General features: G+C 62.0%; 21 protein-coding genes. 13 read left to right on the top strand and 8 right to left on the bottom strand.

All coding sequences use genetic code 11. The annotated features are described in order from the left end of the window. The first annotated feature begins 202 nt into the window (after positions 1-202). The 4 genes from HDG34_RS18800 (at position 203) to HDG34_RS18815 (ending at position 3,760) form a co-directional block, all read left to right on the top strand. Positions 203-1,582 carry a leucine-rich repeat-containing protein kinase family protein gene (locus tag HDG34_RS18800; protein WP_184061655.1) on the top strand — a complete coding sequence of 460 codons (1,380 nt, stop codon included), beginning with the start codon at positions 203-205 and terminating at the stop codon, positions 1,580-1,582. Then, positions 1,579-2,559: a substrate-binding domain-containing protein gene (locus HDG34_RS18805; protein WP_184061656.1), complete on the top strand. Its 981-nt coding sequence runs from the start codon at positions 1,579-1,581 to the stop codon at positions 2,557-2,559. Before HDG34_RS18800 ends, HDG34_RS18805 begins: the two co-directional genes overlap by 4 nt. Before the next feature lie 89 nt (positions 2,560-2,648). After that, positions 2,649-3,293: a LysE family translocator gene (locus HDG34_RS18810; protein WP_184061657.1), complete on the top strand. Its 645-nt coding sequence runs from the start codon at positions 2,649-2,651 to the stop codon at positions 3,291-3,293. Between the two features lie 23 nt (positions 3,294-3,316). Further along, entirely contained in the window at positions 3,317-3,760 is a 444-nt protein-coding gene (locus HDG34_RS18815) for an NUDIX domain-containing protein (RefSeq protein WP_184061658.1), read from the top strand. Between the two features lie 258 nt (positions 3,761-4,018). Here the strand turns inward: HDG34_RS18815 and HDG34_RS18820 are convergent, their stop codons facing one another. Next, positions 4,019-5,410, bottom strand: coding sequence for a short-chain fatty acid transporter (locus HDG34_RS18820; protein ID WP_090807457.1), 1,392 nt, complete (start codon positions 5,408-5,410; stop codon positions 4,019-4,021). 479 nt (positions 5,411-5,889) lie between these two features. Between HDG34_RS18820 and ilvD the strand changes: the two genes are divergently transcribed. Together ilvD and HDG34_RS18830 are read left to right on the top strand one after the other, a co-directional pair. Beyond that, positions 5,890-7,752: a dihydroxy-acid dehydratase gene (gene ilvD, locus HDG34_RS18825; RefSeq protein WP_184061659.1), complete on the top strand. Its 1,863-nt coding sequence runs from the start codon at positions 5,890-5,892 to the stop codon at positions 7,750-7,752. A 644-nt stretch (positions 7,753-8,396) separates the two neighbouring features. Continuing rightward, the gene (locus tag HDG34_RS18830; RefSeq protein ID WP_184061660.1) at positions 8,397-8,858 is read left to right on the top strand and encodes a CHRD domain-containing protein; all 462 of its coding nucleotides are present in this window, start codon (positions 8,397-8,399) and stop codon (positions 8,856-8,858) included. A 44-nt stretch (positions 8,859-8,902) separates the two neighbouring features. Here HDG34_RS18830 and HDG34_RS18835 read toward each other — a convergent pair whose 3' ends face one another. After that, positions 8,903-9,595, bottom strand: a complete 693-nt coding sequence (locus tag HDG34_RS18835) for a cytochrome b/b6 domain-containing protein (protein ID WP_184061661.1) — start codon at positions 9,593-9,595, stop codon at positions 8,903-8,905. A gap of 170 nt (positions 9,596-9,765) precedes the next feature. Further along, the gene (locus HDG34_RS18840) at positions 9,766-10,941 is read right to left on the bottom strand and encodes a diguanylate cyclase (RefSeq protein ID WP_184061662.1); all 1,176 of its coding nucleotides are present in this window, start codon (positions 10,939-10,941) and stop codon (positions 9,766-9,768) included. A 107-nt stretch (positions 10,942-11,048) separates the two neighbouring features. On the opposite strand from HDG34_RS18840, the gene HDG34_RS18845 reads away from it, so the two are divergent. Beyond that, entirely contained in the window at positions 11,049-11,336 is a 288-nt protein-coding gene (locus HDG34_RS18845) for a hypothetical protein (protein WP_311734783.1), read from the top strand. Between the two features lie 122 nt (positions 11,337-11,458). Here HDG34_RS18845 and HDG34_RS18850 read toward each other — a convergent pair whose 3' ends face one another. Then, on the bottom strand, positions 11,459-11,950 hold the full coding sequence (locus HDG34_RS18850; RefSeq protein ID WP_090807449.1) for an aminoacyl-tRNA deacylase: 492 nt from the start codon (positions 11,948-11,950) through the stop codon (positions 11,459-11,461). 254 nt (positions 11,951-12,204) lie between these two features. On the opposite strand from HDG34_RS18850, the gene HDG34_RS18855 reads away from it, so the two are divergent. After that, on the top strand, positions 12,205-14,076 hold the full coding sequence (locus HDG34_RS18855) for a beta-galactosidase (RefSeq protein ID WP_184061663.1): 1,872 nt from the start codon (positions 12,205-12,207) through the stop codon (positions 14,074-14,076). Positions 14,077-14,097: 21 nt separating this feature from the next. Here HDG34_RS18855 and HDG34_RS18860 read toward each other — a convergent pair whose 3' ends face one another. From HDG34_RS18860 to HDG34_RS18870, 3 genes are all read right to left on the bottom strand, one after another. Then, the gene (locus HDG34_RS18860; RefSeq protein ID WP_184061664.1) at positions 14,098-16,062 is read right to left on the bottom strand and encodes an enterotoxin; all 1,965 of its coding nucleotides are present in this window, start codon (positions 16,060-16,062) and stop codon (positions 14,098-14,100) included. A 54-nt stretch (positions 16,063-16,116) separates the two neighbouring features. Next, on the bottom strand, positions 16,117-16,242 hold the full coding sequence (locus HDG34_RS18865) for a hypothetical protein (protein WP_260321215.1): 126 nt from the start codon (positions 16,240-16,242) through the stop codon (positions 16,117-16,119). Positions 16,243-16,438: 196 nt separating this feature from the next. Continuing rightward, on the bottom strand, positions 16,439-17,401 hold the full coding sequence (locus HDG34_RS18870; RefSeq protein ID WP_184061665.1) for a D-glycerate dehydrogenase: 963 nt from the start codon (positions 17,399-17,401) through the stop codon (positions 16,439-16,441). Positions 17,402-17,713: 312 nt separating this feature from the next. On the opposite strand from HDG34_RS18870, the gene HDG34_RS18875 reads away from it, so the two are divergent. The 5 genes from HDG34_RS18875 (at position 17,714) to HDG34_RS18895 (ending at position 23,082) form a co-directional block, all read left to right on the top strand. Then, positions 17,714-18,472 (top strand): SDR family oxidoreductase, encoded by a 759-nt coding sequence (locus tag HDG34_RS18875; RefSeq protein WP_184061666.1) that lies wholly within the window; start codon positions 17,714-17,716, stop codon positions 18,470-18,472. Positions 18,473-18,617: 145 nt separating this feature from the next. Then, entirely contained in the window at positions 18,618-19,841 is a 1,224-nt protein-coding gene (locus HDG34_RS18880) for an MFS transporter (RefSeq protein ID WP_260321216.1), read from the top strand. A gap of 26 nt (positions 19,842-19,867) precedes the next feature. After that, a complete protein-coding gene (locus HDG34_RS18885; RefSeq protein WP_184061667.1) occupies positions 19,868-20,257 on the top strand; it encodes a VOC family protein in 390 nt (129 codons plus the stop codon). Between the two features lie 108 nt (positions 20,258-20,365). Beyond that, positions 20,366-21,610: a citrate synthase gene (locus tag HDG34_RS18890; RefSeq protein ID WP_184061668.1), complete on the top strand. Its 1,245-nt coding sequence runs from the start codon at positions 20,366-20,368 to the stop codon at positions 21,608-21,610. 566 nt (positions 21,611-22,176) lie between these two features. Further along, a complete protein-coding gene (locus HDG34_RS18895; RefSeq protein WP_184061669.1) occupies positions 22,177-23,082 on the top strand; it encodes a lipid A biosynthesis lauroyl acyltransferase in 906 nt (301 codons plus the stop codon). A gap of 327 nt (positions 23,083-23,409) precedes the next feature. On the opposite strand, the gene HDG34_RS18900 is transcribed toward HDG34_RS18895, so the two are convergent. Further along, positions 23,410-23,895, bottom strand: a 486-nt coding sequence (locus HDG34_RS18900) for a GGDEF domain-containing protein (RefSeq protein WP_184061670.1), incomplete at its 5' end; no start/stop codon positions are given.

Below are 23,895 nucleotides of genomic sequence, written 5' to 3' on the forward strand. Positions count from 1 at the left end.
CCGATAGTGTGTCGCTTGCGTGGCCCGAACGCGCTCCAGATATTGCTGTCTCATTCGCATTCGACATGGCCGCGACGGCCGTGACCCCCGCGACGCTCGCATCACTGTACCGCAGAGAACCCCAGATGACCTTCGACTCAGTAAAATCGACAGCTTCGGTACGACGCGCTGCGGGCGCTACCCGATCTTCTTTCCCACGACTGTGACCACGACTCTAGAACAACTGCGGGCCGGGCGACTGGCGGGTGCGCGCGAACTCAAACTCGCGTGCGGCCTGAGCGAATTTCCGCGCGAGATTTTCGATCTCGCCGATACGCTCGAAGTGCTCGACCTGTCGAACAACGCATTGACGACGCTGCCGGACGATCTGCCGCGTCTGCGCAAACTGCGCATCCTGTTCGCGTCCAACAACCCGTTCACCGAATTGCCCGGCGTGCTCGGCGAATGCGCTCAACTGAGCATGATCGGCTTCAAGTCGAATCGCATCCGCGAGGTGCCGGCGCGCGCGCTGCCGCCGCTGCTGCGTTGGCTGATTCTGACCGACAACGATCTCGAACGCTTGCCCGCGGAGCTCGGCCGCTGCACGCAACTGCAGAAGCTGATGCTTGCCGGCAACCGGCTGCGCGCGCTGCCCGAGGAGTTGGCCGCATGCACGCGGCTCGAATTGCTGCGGCTCGCGGCGAATCGTTTCGATGCATTGCCGCGTTGGTTGCTGCGTCTGCCGCGGCTTGCGTGGCTCGCGTATGCGGGCAATCCGTTCAACGCGGCGCTCGAACAGGCGGCGCTCATCGACACACCGATCAGCGGCATTCGTTGGGATGCGTTGCAGCTCGAACGGCCGTTGGGCGAGGGCGCATCGGGCGTCATCTATCGCGCGGCGCTGCACGCGGACAACGAGCCCGCGCCGCGTGCGGTCGCCGTCAAGCTGTTCAAGGGCGCGGTGACGAGCGACGGTTTGCCCGACTGCGAGATGGCTGCTTGCATTCGCGGCGGCGAACATGCGAACCTGATCCCCGTGCTCGGCAAGGTGATCGGGCATCCGTCGGATACGCATGGCCTCGTGATGGGATTGATCGATACGCGCTTCGCCAATCTCGCCGGTCCGCCGAGCCTCGCATCGTGTACGCGCGACATCTATCGCGACGACGCGCGCTTCGACCTTGCGACGGTGCTCGGTATCGCGAGCGGCATCGCGAAGGTCGCGAGTCATCTGCATCGGGGCGGCGTGATGCATGGCGATCTGTACGCGCACAATATCCTGCACGGCGGCGCGGGGCGCGCGCTGCTCGGCGATTTCGGGGCGGCGTCGTTTTTTGACGCCGGCGATCGCGAGCTCGCTATCGCGTTGCAGCGGCTCGAAGTGAGGGCGTACGGCTGTCTGCTCGAAGAACTGCTCGAGCGTTGCGAGGTATCCGCTGGACTCGACGCGCAACTCGCCGCCTTGAAGACGCGTTGTCTGAGCGAAGATATCGACAGCCGGCCGCTCTTCGATGAAATTGCCGCCAGCGTCGCGTCGTTCGATCGGCCCGTCCGCAACCGGCACGTCCGCAACCGGCACCTCCGCGAAGGAGTCAAGCCATGACGCAGAACATGCGCCGCCGCGTGCTGCTCGCGGGCGCGCTGGCCGCAACCGGTCTCACTGGCATCGCGCTGTTCGCGGACGATGCCGGCGCCGAAGTGCTGCCCCGCACGAAGCCGAAGATCGCGCTCGTACTCAAATCGATGTCTGACCCGTTCACGGTCGCGATGGTCGACGCTGCGCGCAATTACCAGGACCACTTCTCGTCGCAATTCAGCCTGACGATTCGCGGCACGGCCAAACAGACCGACACCGCCGCGCAGATCCGCATGGTCGAGGAGGCGATCAGGGCGAAGGTGAACGCGATCGTGATCGCGCCGACCGACTCGAAGGCGCTGATCCCGGTGATCGCGCGCGCGATCAAGGCCGGCATCATCACGATCACGATCGACAACCCGCTCGACGATGCGGCGCAAGCTGCCGCCGGCATTTCGGTGCCGTTCGTCGGGCCGAACAATCGCAACGGCGCGAAGCAGGTCGGCCAATATCTGGCCACGCGGCTGAAGCCCGGCGATCAGGTTGGCATCATCGAAGGCATTTCGGTGAGCAGCAATGCGCAGCAGCGCACGGCCGGCAGCCGCGATGCGATGGATGCCGCGAGCGTGCAGGTCGTCGCGGTCGAGTCGGGTGACTGGGAGTACGGCAAGGCCCGCGACGTGGCCACGAAAATGCTGGCCGAGCACCCGCAGCTGCGCGCGCTGTTATGCGGCAACGACAACATGGCGATGGGCGCGGTCGACGCGATTCGCGACGCGGGTCGCGGCGGCGGCGTGTATGTCACCGGCTACGACGCGATCGATGCGATCAAGCCGCTACTCGCCGACGGCCGCGTGCTCGCGACGATGAACCAGTTCGCCGGCCGCCAGACCGTGTTCGGCATCGACTTCGCGTTGAAGGCGGTGACCGAGCGGCGCAAGCAGCGCGAGTTGTCGAAGGTGATCGAGACGCCGCTGCAACTGGTGACGGGCTCGAAGCGTTGAGGCGGCGCGCGACGCGGCAGCGATTTTTTCCGTGGCATGATGATGTCCGGTGTATTGGTTTTCAACCACAACGAACTGCTGGGCCTGCCATGTCCTTCCATACCTGGTTGCTTTTCGCCGGTGCCTATCTGCTCACCACCATTTCGCCGGGACCGAACGTTCTGCTCGTGATCCGCAATTCGGTCCGCTATGGAAACCGCGGCGCGGCGGCGAGCGTCGCCGGTAATCTGCTCGCGCAAGGAGTCGTCGTCGCGCTCGTGGCGCTAGGTGTCGGCGCGGTATTGACGACGCTGCCGCCGCTCTTCGTCGCGATGAAAGTGCTCGGCGCGGGTTATTTGGTGTATCTCGGCGTCAGGCAACTGCGCGGCGGCAACAAAGAGGCATCGCGGGCCGCGCAGCCGGCGGGCGTCGCATCGTCCGCTTATACGTTCGAGCGCAAGAAGGTATTCCGCGAAGCCTTGCTCGTGTCGGGAAGCAATCCGAAGACGATGATCTTTCTATCGGCGTTCATGCCGCAATTTATCGACCACGAGCGCGGCCTGTCGGAGCAGTTCATCGTGATGTATCTGACGATCGCGGTCACCGTCGCGCTCGTGCACACCATTTATTCGCTCGGCGTGCGCGGTATCCATACGCGCGTCGGAGCTAGCCGTTGGGTCGCGGCCATCAAACGCGGCAGCGGGCTCGTCTTCGTCGCGCTCGGCATCAAGCTGCTGACCGCGCAACGCGGCTAGTCCGTCATGATGCCGGCAAGAAAATGAGCCGAATGCAAAGCATCGTCGATGTGAACGTGCTGTTCCTGAATGGGCAGGGCGAGTGCCTTTTCATCCAGCGCGCGAATACCGGTTTCAGGGACGGCCAGTACGCGTTGATTGCGGGCCATCTCGAACCGGGCGAATCGATCGAGGCATGCGCGATTCGCGAATCGAAAGAAGAAGCGGGTGTGACGGTCGCGCCCGGCGCGCTCGAATTCAAACTCGTGATGCGGCGCGATTCGGACACGAACCGCATCAGCTTCTTTCTCGTGTGCCGTTCATGGCAAGGCGAACTGGCGAACATGGAGCCGCACAAGTGCTCGGGCTTCGTGTGGGCGAAGCCGGACCATCCACCGGCACCGGTCGTCGACTACGTGGCGGCCGCTCTCGCGCATATCCGCGACGGTGTGATGCTGGCCGATTTCAAGCCGTGGTGGGCCACCTGAACTCGGGCGCGTCGATTCCGGCCTCGAAGATCTACAGCGACGCTCGTGACCGGCGAAACGACGTTCGACGCGAAGGGCGACCTTCAGCACGGCGTGATCTCGCTGTACGACTACAAGGACGGCAAAAAGACGCTGCTGGACGTCGTCAAGATGTAACAGCGAACGGTACGCCGCAAAAGCACAAAGGGCCGATCAAGCATTGCTTCATCGGCCCTTTGTTTTGACGGTAGCGAGATCGTTCGACTCAGGTCATTATGGTTACGGCACGAGCCACAACGCCACCGCGTAAATCACCAGCGACACCGCGAACGTCACCGCCGTATAGCCCATGACGCGCTGAATCCGGATACCCGCGATCGCGACGATCGGCACGGCCCAGAACGGCTGCAACATGTTCGATACATTCTCGGCCATCGCGACGCCCATTGCGGTGCGCGGCACCGACGCATGCAGGCTGAGCGCCGCGGGCAGCACGAACGGACCCTGCACCGCCCAGTGGCCACCGGCGCTCGGCACCAGCAGCGTGATGATCAGCGAGCTCAGATAGCTCCACAGCGGCAGCGTGACCGGTGACGCGATCGTCACGAACGCTTTCGCGATCATCGACGCGAGACCCGTGCCCTTCATGATGCCCATGATCCCGCCGTACATCGGATATTGCAGCAGCATCGAGCCGGTCTGACGCGCGGCGCGGCGAATCGAATTCGCGTACGCGATCGGCGTGCGTTGCAGCGCGAGACCGATCATCAGGAAGATCAGGATCGTGTTGTTGATGTCGAGATCGAATCCTTCCTTGTGCCACGTCAGCGCCAGATAGCCGATGCCGAGCGCGAGCATCAGCAGTGTGCCGAGCATCGACTGTTCGAGGCGCGCCGCGAGCGATGTCTCGCTGCTCGCGCGGGCATGCGGGTCGTCGCTCGGCGCGTCGGCGGCTGCTTCGCCGCTCTGACGAAACGCGACGACGTTCTCCGCCTTCGGATGCATCTTGATGAAGATCGCGGTCATCACGACGACGACCAGCACGGTCGGAATGAACACGAACGGCGCGAAGATGGTTTCGCTGAGCGGCACCACGTGGCCGGTCGCTTTCTCGACGAGATTCAGCGCATTGCCGTGCGATGCCTGTGATAGCGCGATCGAACTTGACAGCCCGCTGTTGCAGATCGACCAGGCCGAATAGCTGCCCGCGACGAGCCATGCGAAGTCGACGTCGACGCGCCGCGCGATTTCCCGCGACAGCAACGCGCCGACGATGAGCCCGAGCCCCCAATTGAGCCACGCGGCAACCGCGACGACCGGAAACACGAGCAGCGCGGCACGCGTCGGCGAGTTCGCATGCGAGGCGAGCGCGCGCAGACCGCGTTGCACGATCGGCGCTTCCGCGATCGCGTAGCCGGTCGCGAGGATCAGGATCATCTGCAGCGCGAAGCCCAGAATGCCGAACGTGCCGGTGTACCAGGAATCGAGCAGCGTCGGCAATGTGCCGTTCGGTGCGATCAGCATCGCCAGCACGGCGACGAAGAACGTCAGGCAGATCGACAGTACGAACGGGTCGGGCATGACCTGCTCGAAAACATAAACCAGCCCTTCGACGATGCCGCGCGAAGCGGCCGGTCGGCCGGCGGCGTGAGGGGGAGTGTCTCGCTTCATGTGTGTGACTCTGTGTAGTGCCCGGCCCTGTGCTGGGCGGAGGGGCGGGTACGGCGCGCCGGCGCGGGGTGCTGGCGCGTATTGGCGGCAAACTTGCCTTACCTGATCTTGATCACAGCGGACAGATTGGCGCGAATCCAGGAGGGTGGGCCCAGGCTTGGGCGCGCCTGGCCTCGAACCCGGTGTTGCGCTCGAAAAGACCTCTGTTTCCGTTTCAATGTTCTTACGGTGAACACGGTTTCGTTAAACGAACGCTGCATTATTCGCGGTGGGAGCGGGCAATGTCAAGAAAGGTGAAATCGGCCGAGCGGTCGCGGCACCGTTTAATACTTTCCCCGACCTAATTGCGCAGAAAAAATATATTGGACGTCTTACTGGCGTTCTTGCACTATTCGTTCCCAGCGCAAAGTCCGCGCTGCGATCCCCACGCCCGCGCGGGCGCTCATCAAAACCGATAACAGCAATACCTGAGGATACAGATGCCTAACTATCGCTCACGCACTTCGACTCATGGCCGCAACATGGCCGGGGCCCGCGCGCTGTGGCGCGCCACCGGCATGAAGGACGACGATTTCGGCAAGCCGATCATCGCGGTCGTGAATTCGTTCACGCAGTTCGTGCCGGGCCACGTGCATCTGCGCGACCTGGGCGCGCTGGTCGCGAAGCAGATCGAAGCGGCCGGCGGCGTGGCGAAGGAATTCAACACGATCGCCGTCGACGACGGCATCGCGATGGGCCACGGCGGCATGCTGTATTCGCTGCCGTCGCGTGAACTGATCGCGGACTCGGTCGAGTACATGGTCAACGCGCACTGCGCGGACGCGATGGTCTGCATCTCGAACTGCGACAAGATCACCCCGGGCATGCTGATGGCCGCGATGCGCCTTAACATTCCGGTCGTGTTCGTGTCGGGCGGTCCGATGGAAGCGGGCAAGATCAAGTCGCCGACCGACGGCCAGGTGATCGCGAAGATCGACCTGATCGACGCGATGATCAAGGCCGCCGATCCGAAGATCAGCGACGCCGAAGTCGCCGAAGTCGAGCGCAGCGCGTGCCCGACCTGCGGTTCGTGCTCGGGCATGTTCACCGCGAACTCGATGAACTGCCTGACCGAGGCGATCGGCCTCGCGTTGCCGGGCAACGGCACCATCGTCGCGACGCACGCATGGCGCAAGGGCCTGTTCGAGCAGGCGGGCAGCCTGGTCGTCGATCTGTGCCGCCGCTACTATCAGGAAGAGGACGCCTCGGTCCTGCCCCGCAGCATCGCCACCAAGCAGGCGTTCGAAAACGCGATGACGCTCGACGTCGCGATGGGCGGCTCGACCAACACCGTGCTGCACCTGCTGGCCGCCGCGCAGGAAGCGGGCGTCGATTTCACGATGTCGGACATCGACCGTATCTCGCGCAAGGTGCCGTGCCTGTGCAAGGCCGCGCCCATGACCGACAAGTACCACATCGAGGACGTGCATCGCGCGGGCGGCATCATCGGTATTCTCGGTGAGCTCGCGCGCGCGGAGCTGCTCGATCTGTCGTGCGGCAACGTGCATAGCGGCACCCTCGGCAACGCGATCGCGAAGTGGGACATCGCCGGCGACGCGGGCGAGGAAGCGCAGAAATTCTTCCGCGCGGCGCCGGGCGGCATTCCGACCACGGTCGCCTTCAGCCAGGAAGCGACCTACGCGACGCTCGACACGGACCGCAAGAGCGGCTGTATCCGCAGCAAGGACAACGCGTACTCGAAGGACGGCGGCCTCGCGGTGCTGTACGGCAATCTCGCGGAGAAGGGCTGTATCGTGAAGACCGCGGGTGTCGACGAATCGCAGTGGCTGTTCTCGGGTCGCGCGCGCGTGTTCGAAAGCCAGGACGACGCGGTCGACGCGATTCTCGGTGACAAGGTCGTGCCGGGCGACGTCGTGGTGATCCGCTATGAAGGTCCGAAGGGCGGTCCGGGCATGCAGGAAATGCTGTACCCGACTTCGTATCTGAAGTCGAAGGGCCTCGGCAAGAGCTGTGCGCTGTTTACCGATGGCCGTTTCTCGGGCGGCTCGTCGGGCCTCGTGATCGGCCATGCGTCGCCGGAAGCGGCGGAAGGCGGCACGATCGGTCTGGTCGAAGACGGCGACGTGATCGAGATCGACATTCCACAGCGCAAGATGCATCTCGCGGTGTCGAATGAAGAGCTCGCACGCCGTCGCGCGGCGATGGAAGCGCGCGGCGACGACGCATGGCAGCCGACCAATCGCGAGCGTGTCGTGTCGCAGGCATTGCAGGCGTACGCGGCGCTCGCGACCTCGGCCGATCGCGGCGCGGTGCGCGATATTTCGCAATTGAAGCGCAAGTAAAGCGCGGACTGGCGCGGATCAGCGCGGCGGCCCTGTTCGCGGTGACGCGACTGGGCCCCAATAGAGACCGGTATGCGGGCGACTGCATGCCGGATTTTTTTTGCAGTGCCAGTGCGAATGGACGATCGCTTAGGCGTCTCCTGCGCAGCCCTGCGCGGAGCCTTTCCTAAGCCGGAAAACTGGAGACGATGTCATCGGCACGCTGCGACGACCCCGCCAGCATCACGCAGTTTCTGCCGTTGGCTTTCGCGGCATAGAGCGCTGTATCGGCTCTCGCCATCGCCGAGGCAACGGTATCGCCGTCACCGAAAGGCTCCTGGCGCAACACCAGGTCGCGCCAGTTACATCCGCTGCCTCCGCACGAAGCGCATCTCGTACCGGAAGAATTTTTCGCGCCAGATCAAATTTCAACGATTTTCGCCCGACGATTTCCTTTCGAATCGCTGGACAGACTCATCTGGCGTCGACGTAAGGGGGCGGTCGCCAGACATAGCCGGATTTCGGCCTCATGCAACCTTCGCGTTACGGCCTGCTTGCGTCTATGCTTGACTCACTTGTTTGGCTGCCAACAACGCCGACGAGGTCTTCTGCAGTCTTCAATAATCGCCCGCTCACCAAGGGCAAACCCAACAGGAGAAAACCAGATGTCACGATCCATCACGCGGCGCGCTTTCATGGTGTTCTGTGGTTTGGCCTTGGCGGGTACGCTGACCTTGGCGCACGCGGCGCCCGTCTCGTTCGAGGTGCCTTTGACGGGCGCCCAACAGGTTCCGCCGGTGCAGACGCCTGGCAGCGGCACCGCCAAGCTCACGTACGACCCCAGCACGCGGGTCGTCACCTGGAACATCAGCTTCAGCGGATTGACGAGTCCGACCACGATGGCGCATTTCCACGGACCTGCCCCGGCAGGTAAAAACGCTGGCATAAAAGTCTGGTTGTCGCAGAAGGGCAACATGGAGGTGACGAGCCCGATCACCGGTCAGGCCACGCTATCTCCGGACGACGCCAAGATGTTCGAAGCCGGTGACATGTACATCAACGTTCACACGAAGAACAATCCGAATGGCGAAATTCGCGGCCAGGTGAAGCCGCCGAAGGGCAGCTGAAGCAGGCACGGTAGCCGCGCCCGGAGAGCGGGTTTGCGGCAGGCTCACAGATAAGCCGCGAGCAGCATCACCACGGCAACGCCGACGCCGAATGGCAGCAGCGCCAGCAGCGCTGGCGCCTGCCGCGGCGCGTCCACGGACGAGGGCAGCAGTTTGTAGCCGGTCAGCATCGGGCGCAGCAGATTGTGTCCCTTCACTACCGCGTAGAGGGCGATCACGAGCACGTGCAGTACCACCGCGGCGAGCAGCACGTACCAGACAAGGCCGTGCAACGCCGAGATTGCGTTGGCGAGCCACACGGGCACCAGTTCGCTAAACGGCCCTTCGTCGGCGATGTCGTTGTTGACGTAGAGCCCGCTCAGCGTCTCGGTCAGCAGCAAGACGAGCAAAAATAGAACCATCCAGCCGCCGGCCGCATTGTGGCCTACCTGCACATCGGGCTCGCGATGAAACAGGCGGCGCAAATGACGAAGCGCAGCCGCGGGTGATGCCACGAAACTGCGAAAGCGGGCGGTCTCACTGCCAAAGCAGCCCCACAGCAGCCGGAAAATAACAAGGGCGAGCAGCGTCTCGCCGACGCGCACGTGCCAGTCGATCCAGTTCAGCTTCAACGTGACATACGCGGCCGTGACCAGCACGACCACCAGCCAGTGAAACAACCGCACCGGCGCGTCCCAGACAAGGACAGGGCGGGTTACGGGCTGGGTCGGCCGCGTGTCGGGTTCGTGAGCATCCATGTGTCGTACCTGCGTGCGCAATCGCGCTCGGACGAAAATCCGCGTGGCTCCTCGGCCATGCGGAAAATCGACGGAGCCGTGCTGGCAAACGAATTCAGTGTTTCGAGCGGGACCGGAAACTTCCCCACACTCTAGCTGGCGGGAGCTTAAATCCGATTGCCACTCGAAGATCAGCTGGCGGCGGCGAGCGCGGTCGTTGGCGTCTGTTCAAGCCGATTGCCGCCCAGCGACTTGGCTCGATACAACGCCTGGTCGGCGGCTGAGAGCAGGTCGGTGAGGGAAGCCGTTTCGCGACTTGACTCGGCGAGTCCAATGCTGACGGTGGCGTGAATCCGGTCGCCGTCGGCGCCATGGGACATTGCGGCGAACCGGCTGAGAACGTTCTCGCCTAGCTTTTTTGCGCGGTCGCTGTCGTAGCCCGGCAGCAGGGCGGCAAATTCTTCGCCGCCGATGCGTGCAAGAATCGCGTCCGTACCCGTCACGGCTCGAACGGTTTCCGCGAATGACCTCAAAACCTCGTCGCCGGTCTTATGCCCAAAGTGGTCGTTGATTCTCTTGAAGTGATCGAGGTCGAACGCAAGAAGTGTGACGGGTAGTCGATTTATGCCGTGGTCGCTGATAACCCGCTCCCCCTCTTCGAAAAACAACTTTCGATTCCCGAGGCGAGTCAGGTAATCCGTGCGGGACTCCTGCAAAAGCTCACCATGAATTTCTTCCCGGGTCAGCCGGAGCAAGGTCATCGGCAAAATGACCGAGTAGAGAACCCCTTCGTACATCGTGATTTCGCTGGAGACAGCCAGCACGCGCGGCCCGAAGATCGGCACCAGCCATGGCAGCACGAAAGCCCGGGCGACGTAAAACAGCGCGTGGATGCCCGTTACCGCCACGGCGACGCGCCGGGATTGAACCGCCGGCATGCCGTCGCCTCGCAGCAGTTCGAGCGACGTCATGGCGGAAGCCAGCGCGATCGGGATGGCGCTGACGTACATCCAGACGGCAGCCTGCCAACGCACGCCAGCCACGGCCCACGTGAGCCCCATCAGCAGAAGCAACCCGATCGAGCTCGCGAGATATCGCCGGCCGTTGAACATTGCCACACCGTCCAGGACGAGCAGATAGCCGGTGAGAATCACGAGATTACTCACTGCGGGGCCAACTGCACCGAGCAGTTGAACCCGAAATGCAGCCGCCGCGCAACCGATTCCGAGGGTCGCATAGCCGGCCGCCAGCATTCGCAATTCCTTGCCGCGCTTGGGATGGGACAGGTGTTCCCAATACATCATGGCGGAACTGGCAAACAAGGTTCCGATCACAAGAAGGTAAAGCGTGGCTAGATCGACTTTCATCGCTGACTTCAGAGCGCGTCCCCGCTGCAACGGGGAAAAGGTTAGAGACTACATACGTGATAACGGCAAATGCCGCGCATCCTTGCGAAATGATATCGGAATGGGTCGTGGGGAGATTCGCAACCGGTCTCGTGACTCAGCCGTCCTATCAGCCGATCGGCATCGCGCGGGCCAATACCGGCACGATCGGGAACGATGTGTACTGGGACACCGACACCACGACCGCCACAGCCGGCGTCGTGTACGGCACGCCGATTCCCGCGGTGAACGGGCTGACCACCGCGCAGATGAGCACACCGGCATCATTCGTGGGTTATGACTTCAGTCCGACGGGGGTGTGGGCGATGCCTGCCGGCGCGACGCATCCGGTGCTGCGCTGGCAACTGGCGCAATGACGCGTGACTAATCAAGCGGAAGTTGGAAAAAAATTCTAGCTTCCGCTGATTAGTTACCCCCTGACAAATGAAGCAAAAGGCGGTCAAATTATCGCGGCCAGCGCACGGGCGGGCCAGGTGGGTCAGGCCCGCCCGCTCAACCCTCGCATCCGCCGGGCGAAATGGGCGCGCTCCGCATCGTCCATCAGCATGAGGAACTGATCCGCTTCCATATGAATCAGTTCTTCGTGATCGCCCGCCTCGAAGTAGACGTCGGGCTGGCCTGCCAGGCTGGATTCCAGGTAGGTTTTCATGCCATACGCCATACAAATTGGCGGCAGCGCACCCACATCGCAGTCCTTGAATAATTCGCGTAGTTCGACTTCCGTGGCCAGGGCGAGCCGGCGCCCTGTCTTGCTCCAGAGTTCGGAGAGCTGCACGGCGTAAGTTGACGGCAGCACGGCGGCCACGTAGCCGTGTTCGTCTTCGAGGAGCACGGTCTTGGCGAGGCGGTCGCCCGGAATGTGCGCCGCAGCAGCCGTTTCGATACTCGAGTGGCTGTATGGGTGACGCACGACTTCGTAGCGGGAACCCTTGCTGCGCAGGCAGTCCTGCAAGGTTGGCGACATCGACATGGCACACCTCCTGTCGAATACCTGAAAAGGAATGAACAATTGCGGTCTTTTCAGAATAGTTCACGCACCGGCAATACGCACGCCAGCTGAACGATTCCATCGAGCGATCGCATCCACCGGTTGACACCTTTGGTCCGTGCGAGGCACGGCGCCGCCGCGGACCGAAAAAGTTCGCAAGCTGTTGATCGCTAAGGAACTGCGTTCTACCGTTCTCGCAGGTGCAGCCGATTTACAGGTAGCCTGCATTCGTCAACTTGACAACGCCCATCGTGAACCTCGAACGCAGCCATACCTTCTCTTTTAGCCCCGACGGCGAACATTTCCTGCTCGACGGCCTGCCGTTCCAGATTCGCAGCGGCGAGATGCATCCAGCCCGCATCCCGCGCGAGTATTGGCGACACCGGATCCGCATGGCAAGGGCGATGGGGATGAACTGCATCGCGTTGTACATCATGTGGAATTACCACGAGACGCATAGAGGCGTGTTCGACTTCCGCAGCGGGAATCGCGATATCGAGGCCTTCATCCGCCTGTGCCAAGCCGAGCAGTTGTGGGTGCTGTTGCGCCCCGGGCCTTACGTGTGCGCGGAGTGGGATCTGGGCGGCCTCCCTTCCTGGCTGTTGCGCGATCCGCACATCCAGTTGCGGACCGACTCGGCCACCGATCCTCGCTACATGGCGGCGGTGGCTCGCTATATCGACGAACTGGTTCCGCATATCAAGCCATTGATGAGCGAGCACGGCGGACCGATCCTGATGATCCAGATCGAGAACGAATTCGGTTCGTATGCGAGCAATCCGGCTTACCTCGAAGAGCTCAGGCAGCTTTGGCTAGCAGGAGGCATAACCGGGCCGTTCTACACCGAAGACGGTCTCCCGCAACTCGAACGCAATCGCACCACGGTAACGGGCGGCGCGATCGCGCTGAGCAACGGCGACGCAGCGCAGATCGCAACCGTGCGCCGCGAATTCCCCTCGGTGCCCGCGATGGCTGGCGAGGTGTACCCAGGGTGGCTCACGCATTGGGGCGAAGCGGGGTTCGCGGGCGTGGACTACGACCTCTCCAGTACCTTGGCCACGTTCATGCAGGCGCGACTATCGTTCAACCTGTATGTCATTCACGGCGGCACGAGCTTTGGCTTTTTTGCCGGCGCGAACGTGGACGCTTCAGGCAACTATCAGCCCGACATCACGAGCTACGACTACTGCGCGCCGATCAGCGAGCAAGGCATGGCGACGCCGAAGTACATGAAGTATCGAGACCTGATCGCCAGCTATCTGCCCGAACCCTTGCCAGCCATACCCGAGGTCATCGCCACGCTTGACTGCGCAGGCGCTGAGGCCTTGATGCCAACGCTCTACGCCTCGATCTGGGACAACCTGCCCGCGGCACTGCCACGCGAGCATGGCGTCGAGCCGCAGTCGTTTGAACGCTACGGTCAGGCGTTTGGCTTCGTGCTGTATCGCAAGTCTTTGCCGGAGCACGCGCGCGGTGTGCTGGATATCAGCGCCGTTCACGACTACGCAACGGTTTTCCTTGGTGAACGGTACGCGGGCGGCGTATCGAGAGCGCAACTGCCGCAGGAGTACGCGCAGTCGCTCCACATGATGCATCGCGCGCCGCTTGCCCTGCCTTCGGCGCGGCACAACCACGGGTCGAACCCGGACGGCCAGGTCGCGCTGGAGATACTCGTCGAGGCCATGGGGCGCGTCAACTTCGGACCCGCGATCGTTGACCGTAAAGGTCTGCTCGAGCCGGTCACGATGAAACACGTCGACGGCTCGCTCGCGTTGCTCGAGGAATGGGACATCTACCTGCTGCCGATGGATGAAACGTTTATCGCCAACCTCAACGAAGACTGCACGAACCCACGGAAACCCGGTCTCTTTTATAAGGCGAGCGTGCTCCTGACTGAAGTCGGCGACACCTGGCTCGACATGAGCAACTGGACCAAGGGTATCGTCTGGGTCAATGGCCACAATCTCGGACGCTACTGGAACATCGGCCCGCAAAGGCGCCTGTATTGTCCCGCGCCGTGGCTCGTGCAAGGTAACAACGAGGTGCTGGTCTTCGACCTCCATCAGATCGAGGCAAAGCCGATTCAACTGGCCGACAGGTTGTGCTAGCGCCTACGTATCGTCCCCCCTTCACCGCTTCGCGGCGGCAACCGGCAGCAGTTCGAGCGTAAGCACTTCGAACGGCGCCAATTGCACTGCTTGCGACAGATCAGCGTCCAGTTGAGCAGGAATACCGGAATCCCCCGCACGTCCAAGGCTGCGCGATTCGAATCGTGCCACCGCGTTATCCGGCAGTTCCAGTTGGCGCCGCAGCTCGAGTGTGAAGCGTTGCGTGCGACTGTGAGGATTGCGCAGCGTCACGATCGCCTTGTGCGGCGCCCACGCTGCCCAACCGTAGGCCGCCTGTTCGTCCGGCGCTCCGCCGATCCAATGACTGTCGCGAAGTACGTCGCCGTTTTCGCGCGCCCATTGGGCGGCGCGCGCAAGCACATCCCAGTCGTGCTCGCCCAGCAGCGCCGGCGTAATGTAGAGCTCCTGCAATTGCGTGCCGGTCCCGAAGTACGACCACACTTCGTTGGAGAATGCGTCGCCCGCCGACGCATTGAGGCGTGGATTGCACTGCGCGTAGAGGATGCCGTGCAGCATCAGCGAATTGAGTGGAAAGAGCGGACTGTGCTCCACGACGTTGTGATACGTCTGCGTGTCCCGGTATGTGATCCAGCGCTCGCGGTTCGTGCCGCTGCCCGCCAGGCCATCGTCGCTGCCGCCGCGCCAGATGGAGTCGACGTGGCGCAGCCAGAACGGCGACGGATGCGTACCTGTGGTGAGATTAATGAAAATTTCGGGCTTGGCCGCGCGGATGTCCTCGATCAGTTGAATCGCCGCGTCCCAATCGCTGTCGAACAGGCTGCCGGGGAACACCCTGTCGGCATTGCCTGTGCCGTCGAACTTCAAATGGTTGACGCCGCCCTTGTCGAGCAAGTCCATCACGACTTCATGAAAGCGCCGGTAATACGTCGGCCCCGATAATGCGAGACCGTTGTCGATGACCTCATAACCAGCGGCACGTCCTCGCGTCACGCGTTCCTGTTTCGGCATACCGTAGCCGCCCCACGGGGAAAGCCATATGCCGGGAGCGGCACCGAATCGCGCGGCAGCGTCGCGCAGCGGAACGAAGCCATGTGGAAATGCCTTGCTGAATTGCCAGCCGCCGCCAAGGTCGTCCCAGCCATCGTCGAACAGAAGCGAATCGATCTGCACCCCGCGCGCTGTGTGCAACTCGTGGCCGATTGTTGCGATGCGTTCGAGGGCCTGCTCCTGCGTGTACGGCGTGAGGTAGCCGATGTCGCCCCAACTGTTGTAGTGCAGAAACGGGCGATACGGGCGAGCCCGTTCCCGCTCCAGATAGATGCCGAAGTCGCGCCGAACCTGGCCGTCGCTGGCTACACCTGCCACAGCGGAGTAGACCAGCGTCCTGTTTTTCTCCAGCGGCAACGCGCGATGCAGCATAAAGCTGAGGCTGTCGCCCTTCACCTGACTTGTCGCCAGCGGGTGCTCGAAGCCCAGATAGAAGTTGCCCGCAATGACCGGCGTGCCCTTGCGCTCACTACTGGCCCTGGCGCCTGGAGCGCGCGTCTTCAGCAACGACACGGCAGCAATTGCTTCGTCCTGAAGAAGCGCGGTAATCGCCAGCTGGACGCGCAGATATCGTGACCCTTCGCGCTGCTCCACGCTCCATTGCACCTTTAGGCGTCTATGTGTATCTACCAGGGAGACGCTCGCGCGTCGCCCTGCGATTCGTTCGCACAAGCGGGACGCATGAGGGTTGGGTTCGAGCGCAGCGTCGCTCACGGGCGCAACGACCCTCAGCTCGGCCAGGCCGATGGTGGTTCCGTCAGCGAGCGTGAGCGTGAACGGCGCGACGATGCGCAACGTGCGTTTGCGCTCGCAATCGATCAGCGAGAAACCGGCGAGACGTTTGTCCTCGTTCGTCCAGCGCAATGCAATCGCGTCGTTGCCGAACGAGGAGATATGGCCCGTCGTCTGGAGCACGGGCATGCCAGTTTGCGTAGGCGAAGCATGGTTGGCGCGCATGGAGAAACCTGTCTCGGGCCAGAGGAAGAGATTTTCGCCGCTCCGCGAATGGCGTCAGATAACGAACTGCGCCGTGGTGGAAGGCGCGAACAGTTCGTCGATAGTCATTATCCGTTCGGAAAGCCCCTGCGTATGGTGGTAGCGCAAGAACGCGTTGAGCACCGCTTCGTTGCCGGGCACACCGTAGCGCTCGCCCGAGGCGGCTCCGGAGCGGCGACTCTCAAATCCGCCAGCGCGTACTGACGACCCACTGCCGCCCTTCGGCCCGGTGCGAAACCAACGGCTGCTTGCGGTGGCGGATTCAACCGGTCGATGTTTATCGGGAGACGGCTGGTCAGCCGGCGTCGCAACGTTACTGTCCCGATGAGGGCGAGCCTTAGACAGGATTCGAGGCGGGCCGTCCTTCCAGCACGGCGGCGATATTGTCCAGCGCCGTAAAGCCCATCTGGTCGCGGGTCTCGATCGTCGCGCTGGCCATATGGGGCGTCAGGAACACGTTGTCGAGCTCAGCAAACCGCTTGTCGACGTTGGGCTCGTTCCGGTACACATCCAGAGCCGCGCTGAACAGATGACCCGACGTCAGGGCGTCATAAAGCGCATCTTCGTCCACCAGGCCGCCACGCGCCGCGTTAACAAAAATCGCGCCTGCGGGAAGGAGTCCAAACTCTCTTTTCGTCATGAGCGGGACGCTTCCACCCGGCACGTGCAGCGTGAGGACCTGGCAGTGCGGCAGCATTTCGTCGAGAGTGGCATAGAAGGTCGCGCCATTTTCCAGCGACGGGGCCGCACGGTGCATGTCCGTGTAGATCACGCGCATGCCGAATCCCTGCGCACGCTTAGCGACCGCCCGTCCAATACGCCCAAATCCGACGATGCCGAGCGTCTTGCCATTCACTCGCATACCCAGCATCTCGGTCATGCCGAACGATTTGCCCCATCCGTTGCGCATGATCCGTTCGTATTCTGACGCGCGACGGCACGCAGCCAGCAAGAGCAGCATGGAAAAATCGGCTGTGCACTCGGTCAACGCATCGGGCGCGTTCGTCACGACGATTCCCTTTTCACGGGCCGCCGCTACGTCCATGTGATCGAAGCCCGCGCTCGCGTTCGCAATAATCTTGACCGTCGAAGGCAGCGCGGCAATGTGTTCCGCTTGCAGGCCGGATTTTTTCCCGATGAGTACGGCCGGCACGTCGTGCTTCTTGCAGAAGTCGACGACAGACCACGAATTCATATCGGACTCGGTCACGAAGGCATGGAATTCGGCCGCAGCGCGATTAGCCACGGCGGTGGGAACCGTTCGCGCAATCAACAGGCTGGTGCGTTTATCTTCCGACATGGTTTTTCCTTTGGTAGGCAGACGTCGAGAGACTACGAAATCGCTGACCGGGCCGTCAATGTTGATTGGATGAATCAACTCCTCGGTGATGACTCGCCCCTTTTGTTGTTCGCGGCGCCTGCGCGTTGCGATCTGTTTCCGTCTTGTCCCTCTTCAATCTTGCTTGCGGCCACACGCGCATCAGGAAAACCCTGATGCGACCCCCATCCGCAAGGCCCGCGGATGTTGATTCAATGAATCAAGATTGCTCAACCCCTGATGCGAATGCAACTCTGTTTCCCATGTCCAATTGACTTGACGAGAGGAAAGGAAATGTCTGCATCGAAGAAGTTCGCAGCCGTGACGGGCGCCGGCTCCGGCATCGGCCGAACCGCCGCCGTCGCATTTGCTAACGCAGGATTCGCCGTCGCGCTGATCGGGCGCAGAGCCGAGCCGCTGCTGGAAACAAAGGAAGCAATCGGCAGGGCGGGGGGAGAAGCGGATGTATTCCAGGCCGACGTTGGCGACGCAGCATCGGTCGAGCACGCGTTTTCGGGAATTGCCGAGGCATTCGGTCGGCTCGACGTGCTGTTCAACAACGCGGGGCGCAATGCTGGGGCTGTCCCTCTGGAAGACTACGAAGTCGACTTCTGGAACGACGTCGTGGCCACCAATCTGACCGGCGTTTTCCTCTGCGCTCGCGCCGCTTATCGTTTGATGAAGGCACAGTCCCCGCAAGGCGGACGAATCATCAACAACGGATCGATCTCCGCCCACTCGCCAAGGCCGCACACCATTGCCTATACGGCAACAAAACATGCTGTGACTGGCATCACCAGATCGATCGCGCTGGACGGACGCGCATTCAACATCGCCTGCAGCCAGATCGACATCGGCAACGCCGCCACATCGCTCACTGAACGGATGAACCACGGCGTACTGCAAGCGGACGGACGCCTGGCACCCGAAGCAAGAATGGATGTGACGCACGTGGCGAATGCAGTCGTGCACATGGCCAGTCTTCCGCTCGAAGCCAATGTTCTCAACATGACCATCATGGCGACCGCCATGCCGTTCGTCGGCCGCGGATAAATCGCCCTTAAGCCAACTAAAAAAACAACAGGCTAATGTTACGGAGACACCGATGAAAATCGCAGAGGAACAAACATTGCCGGTGGGAACCCCGGCTTACGCGGATACCACGAATCGCTCCAGAGTCCGCTAAGTCGTGCTCTCGATGTTGCTCATGGCCACCATTCTGAATTACGTGGACCGGTCGGCGCTGGGCATCGTTGCGCCGGGCCTCTCGAAGGGGCTGGCGCTCAACAAGATGCAGATGGGCGAGCTGTTTGCGGCATTTGGTCTTGCCTATTCCATTGCGCTGGTGCCCGGCGGGGTGCTGACCGACATTCTCGGCTCACGCCTCGCCTATGCGCTGTCTCTGGTCGGTTGGTCGTTCGCCACGCTGTCGCAGGGTTTCGCGACCGGCTATCAGATGCTGCTCGGGTCGCGGCTCGCCATCGGCGCACTGGAGGCGCCGGCCTTCCCTTCAAACGCACGCGCCGTGACCTTGTGGTTTCCCGCCCGGGAACGCGGCTTCGCGACCAGCGTCTACGTAATGGGGCAATACATCGGGACGCCCTTGTTCACCGGATTGTTGCTGTGGATCTCCGCCGCGTATGGTTGGCGGACGGTCTTTTATGTGACCGGTGGCTTCGGCATTCTGTTCAGTCTGCTCTGGTACCGGGTTTACCGCGATCCGCATCAGCACCCGCGCGTGAATGCCACCGAGCTGCAATACATCAATGAAGGTGCCGCGGCGACGCGCAAGCCCCGCGAGAAGTTCGACTGGCGCATGGCGCTTAAGCTACTCACCTACCGTCAGGTCCTCGCCATCTGTCTCGGAAAGTTCTGTAACAACACGCTGCTGGTCTTCTTCACCACGTGGTTCATGACCTATCTGATCGAAGCGCGTCACATGTCGATGATCAAGGTTGGGATCTTCCAGGCACTGCCTTTTATCGGCGCCACGGTCGGCATTCTCGCGGCCGGCTCCCTTTCGGACTTTTTTATTCGGCGCGGAGTGGCGCTTTCGACAGCGCGCAAGGCTCCGCTCATCATCGGCACGATGCTCGGCGCGTCTATCGTGCTTGTCAATTTCGTCGAGTCGAACGAGCTGGTGATCGCCATCCTGACGATCGCGTTCTTCGCGCAGGGCGTCGGGTCGATGTCGTGGGCCGCCGTTTCCGAAATCGCGCCTCGACAGTACGTGGGACTGACCAGCAGCATCACGAGCCTCGCGGCCAACATCGCGGCCGTCACCACGCCGCTCATGATCGGCTACATCACCCAGCACACCGGCCACTTCTACTGGGCCCTCAACCTGATGGGCGCGATCTGCCTGCTCGGAACGTTTTCGTATTCCGTGCTGCTGGGCAAGCTTTCCCGCATCGAACTGTGATGCTTTCAACTATACGGTGAAATCGGATGATTGAATTCAAGTGGGATCATCTGCAACTGTGCTCGGCGGACGCCGAAGCCACTGCGGCATGGTTTGCGCGCTGCCTGAACGCCGAGATCGTGCGTCGTCCTGGGCGAGTGGATTTGCGCATCGGCAGCATCAACCTTTTCATCACCTCGCTGGCGAGCGTCCAAGCCGGCCACCCTCGCTGCGAGCGGCAGCAGGGCATAGATCATTTCGGCGTGGTCGTGGACGATATCGACGCGGCGTTCGTGCATCTGTTGCTCTGCGACGCGGAAATCGTCGAACCGATCAAGCAGGTTCGCCCCGGCGTCAGAGCCTGCTTCGTGCGCTCGCCCGGTGACATTCTCGTTGAGATACTGGAGCGGCGACCCGCCGAGATGACTTTTACCTGAAAAAACGTCAATATTGGCGCTGGATCGGTCGTGCTCGAGTGCAAGGCGCGATCTGCGTCGTCACTCCCCCGTTGCCCCGTTGCGCTGCATCACCTTGCTTGCCATCCCATGCGAAACTGGATCACTCTGACTGAAGCGGCTCGACAACTCGGAGTGCAGGCGCAGACTGTCTATGCGTATGTAAGTCGAGGTACCATCGCCGTCATGCCGGATCCGCTCGACCCACGCAAGAGCCTCTATCGCGCGGAGGACGTCGCCGGTCTGTGCCGAAAAAAGCAGGTGGGACGCAAGCGCGAAGCGCTTGCCGCCGGGACCATATTCGGTGCGGAACCCTGCATTTACAGCAGCATTACCACCTTCTCAAAAGGCCGGCCCTACTACCGGGGGCGGGATAGCATCCGGCTTTCGGACGCGGCGACGCTTGAAGACGTGGCGGCCATTCTCTGGAGCGCGCGCGCCCCCGTTTCCTTCGAAAGCGGCGAGTTGCCGCTACAGGGCGACGAGCGCGGCAGGCAATGCGCGTTCACATCGCTGGCAGCGCTCGCGGCCTGTGGACACTCGACCCTCGGACGCACGGACAGCGCACTGCATGTCGAGGCCGGCCGGCTCGTGGCGCTGATCGCACAAGCGTTTGGTGCGCGACGCGGCGCGAACGCACAAATGACGCATGAGCGGCTCGCGCTTGGTTGGGGCCAGGACCGCGATGGCGCCGAACTTATCCGCCGTGCCTTAGTCCTCGTGGCCGACCATGAGATTACGAGTTCCGCGTTCGCCGCCAGGATTACCGCCTCCACCGGCGCGTCGCTGCCCGGATGCCTGCTCACGGGACTCGCGACTTTCTCCGGCCCACTGCATGGCGACGCGTCAGGCCGCGTGCGGGCCGTGTTCGACGACGTCGGAAGACTCGGTGCGCAGCACGTGGTTGCCCATCACTTGCAGTCGGCCATTCCAATCCCCGGGTTTGGACATCATCTGTATCCGGACGGCGATCCGAGGGCGGCCGCGGTGCTCGAAGTGCTGAATCCGCCTCAAGAGATCATGTCGTTCATCAACAAGGTGGTTGAGCTGACCGGGCTCAAGCCAAATATCGACGTTGCGCTTGCGGCCCTGACGGCTCAACTGGCGTTGCCGCGCGATGCGTCGTTCGCGTTGTTCGCAACAGCCCGGAGCGTGGGTTTGCTCGCGCACTGCATTGAGCAACTCCGGGTGAGCAAGGTCATACGGCCACGAGGCCGCTATACCGGGCCGGCGCTGGAAGACGCCGCCCCCGAGTCGCCTGCGGAAGGCAGCGAGAATACGCTCGATCCAGCCACGCTCGACAAGAATCGCTTATTCAGGCCGGTTGGGCGCTGAGAGACGCGTCACCTGGATCTTTGCCGAAACAAAAAACCTCGACGCCGATCGGCTCTTGCCGAGAGGGCCGGCTTGTTCCAGTGGACGTAAGCGTTTTGAGCGAAGCGGCGTCGGTAGCTTCGAAGACGTTGCCACCATGCTTATGGCGATGGATGGGGCATGCGACGCCAGACCATGGCCGGATTGCGGACGGAAGGTGTGGAGTCTGGGCGGGCGCCGACATTCCAGGGGTTGCATCAACGTGCGTCCGAGCGGCCGCTCTTGGGCCGACTCCTGCCTGACGGCGGTCGGCGGCTCGCGACCCGGATCTGCCCTTCGCCCCAATGTGGACTCGGCGGCGGCTTTCAAAGTAGAACGGCCGCCTGGTGGTGCATCCGCGCTGCAGGCGCTTGCCGCCCATACGCAGTCGTTTTCGCCAGGGAGAACCGAGAACCCCTGGCGTCCACCTGGGTAGCCCGTCACAACGCAGTACGTGCGATACTTCTCTGCTGCCATCGCCATGCTATGCCACCAGGATCTCGAATTTTGTTATACATCCGTAAGTATTCGTATTTTTCCGTGTCGCGATGAGTGATTCTCGCAAGCGGGGGAGGTTCTTGGGGCGATTAGGCTATGTCTTGATTGTAGTGCTGCTGCGCGTCTTCGCAGTCCTTCCCTATACGCTCGTCGCGAGGTTCGGCAGCGCGCTTGGGGCAATGTTATATGCACTTCCCAGCTCCCGAAAACATATCGCTCTCGTCAATCTGCGTCTCTGTTTTCCGGGCAAGAGCGAGTGCGAGTACGACGACCTTGCCAGAAACCATTTTCGCCACGTCGTTCGAAGCTATCTCGAACGAGGGATTCAATGGTATGGCAGCGCGCAAAGGATACGGAAGCTGGTCCACATCGAAAGTCGAATCGATCTGGAAGACAGGAATGCTCCACCGACCATCTTTCTGGGCTTCCATTTCGTGAGCATCGAGGTCGGCTGCATACTCTACTCAACGCGCCTGCCCGCCGCCTCACTGTATACACGCATGTCGAACGCGCGCCTTTGCAGTCTAGCCAAGCGGCAACGCGGCAGATTTGGCGCCGAGATGATTGAACGTTCGACAAGCGCCAGAAAGATCGTCGGCTTACTTCGTTCAGGCAAACCAGTCATGCTGGCTGCTGATATGGATCACGGCATACACAACTCCGTTTTTGTGCCGTTTTTTGGCGTCCCCGCGTGCACACTCACTTCGGTTTCGCGCCTTGCTCGACTGGCCCATGCGCGGGTTGTACCATTCATGACTGAAGTATTGCCCGACTACCGCGGGTATAAGCTGACCATCTTCGAGCCGCTCAGCGACTTTCCTTCAGAAAGTGAGACGATCGACGCGCGCCGATTGAATGAATTTCTTGAAACGCAGATCAATCGGTGCCCAGAACAATATTACTGGGTGCATCGACGCTTCAAGAATCGTCCACCGGGCGTACCAGGTGTGTACTGAGCACACCGTCCGTAAGGCATGCGACCGTTCCTGGTTGTGTGCTTCCGTGAGGTAACGCAATGAGCTCGACTGACAGGCATAGGTCCGCTATCTGAGTGGACCGGACGTTTGAGTGTCTGTCCGAATGCTCGAGCGTATGGCCGTTCGTGGCCGGATGGCGACCGTCTCAGTTCGCCCCACTCCGGGCCAAACTCCAGCCGCGAAATGAAACTGCCTTCCGCAGCGAGACGACGCGCACATGCTCCCAGATACGAGCGGCCGCGGCCCTGCACCTGCATCAAATGCGCTCGCCAACACGAGCAGGGCACCGCCGGGAACCCTGTCCGCTTACGCGCCGGCACCCGTCTCATCGAAGAATGAGGTTTTGTCCGTCCCGTTCGCTTTGGCGCGATACATCGCGCTATCGGCCTGGCGCATCAGGGCGTGTACATCAAGACGTCCGTCCGCGCTATTGGTACCGAGCATGCGCACGCCAATGCTGGCCGATACGGCGACGGGATGACCGCCGATCTCTCGAAGCCCATGAAGGATGTCGTGAATACCGTCGGCAATCGCGCGCGCGCCGGCGTCGCCATGCACGTGGCGGGCGAGCACCGCGAACTCGTCGCCTCCCAGGCGGGCAACCGTATCGCCGCGGCGAATGCGTGTCTGCAGACCGTTGGCGAAGCACTGCAACAGTTCATCACCCACCGCATGCCCATAAGCGTCATTGACGTACTTGAAGCCGTCGAGATCGATGAACATCAAGACAGACTGTCCTTTATCGTCGTCTCGCGCCGCAGTCGCTTTAGCGATCGCCTGCTCGAGGCGAAT

Source organism: Paraburkholderia sp. HC6.4b (genome assembly GCF_014200875.1).
Taxonomy (GTDB): domain Bacteria; phylum Pseudomonadota; class Gammaproteobacteria; order Burkholderiales; family Burkholderiaceae; genus Paraburkholderia; species Paraburkholderia tuberum.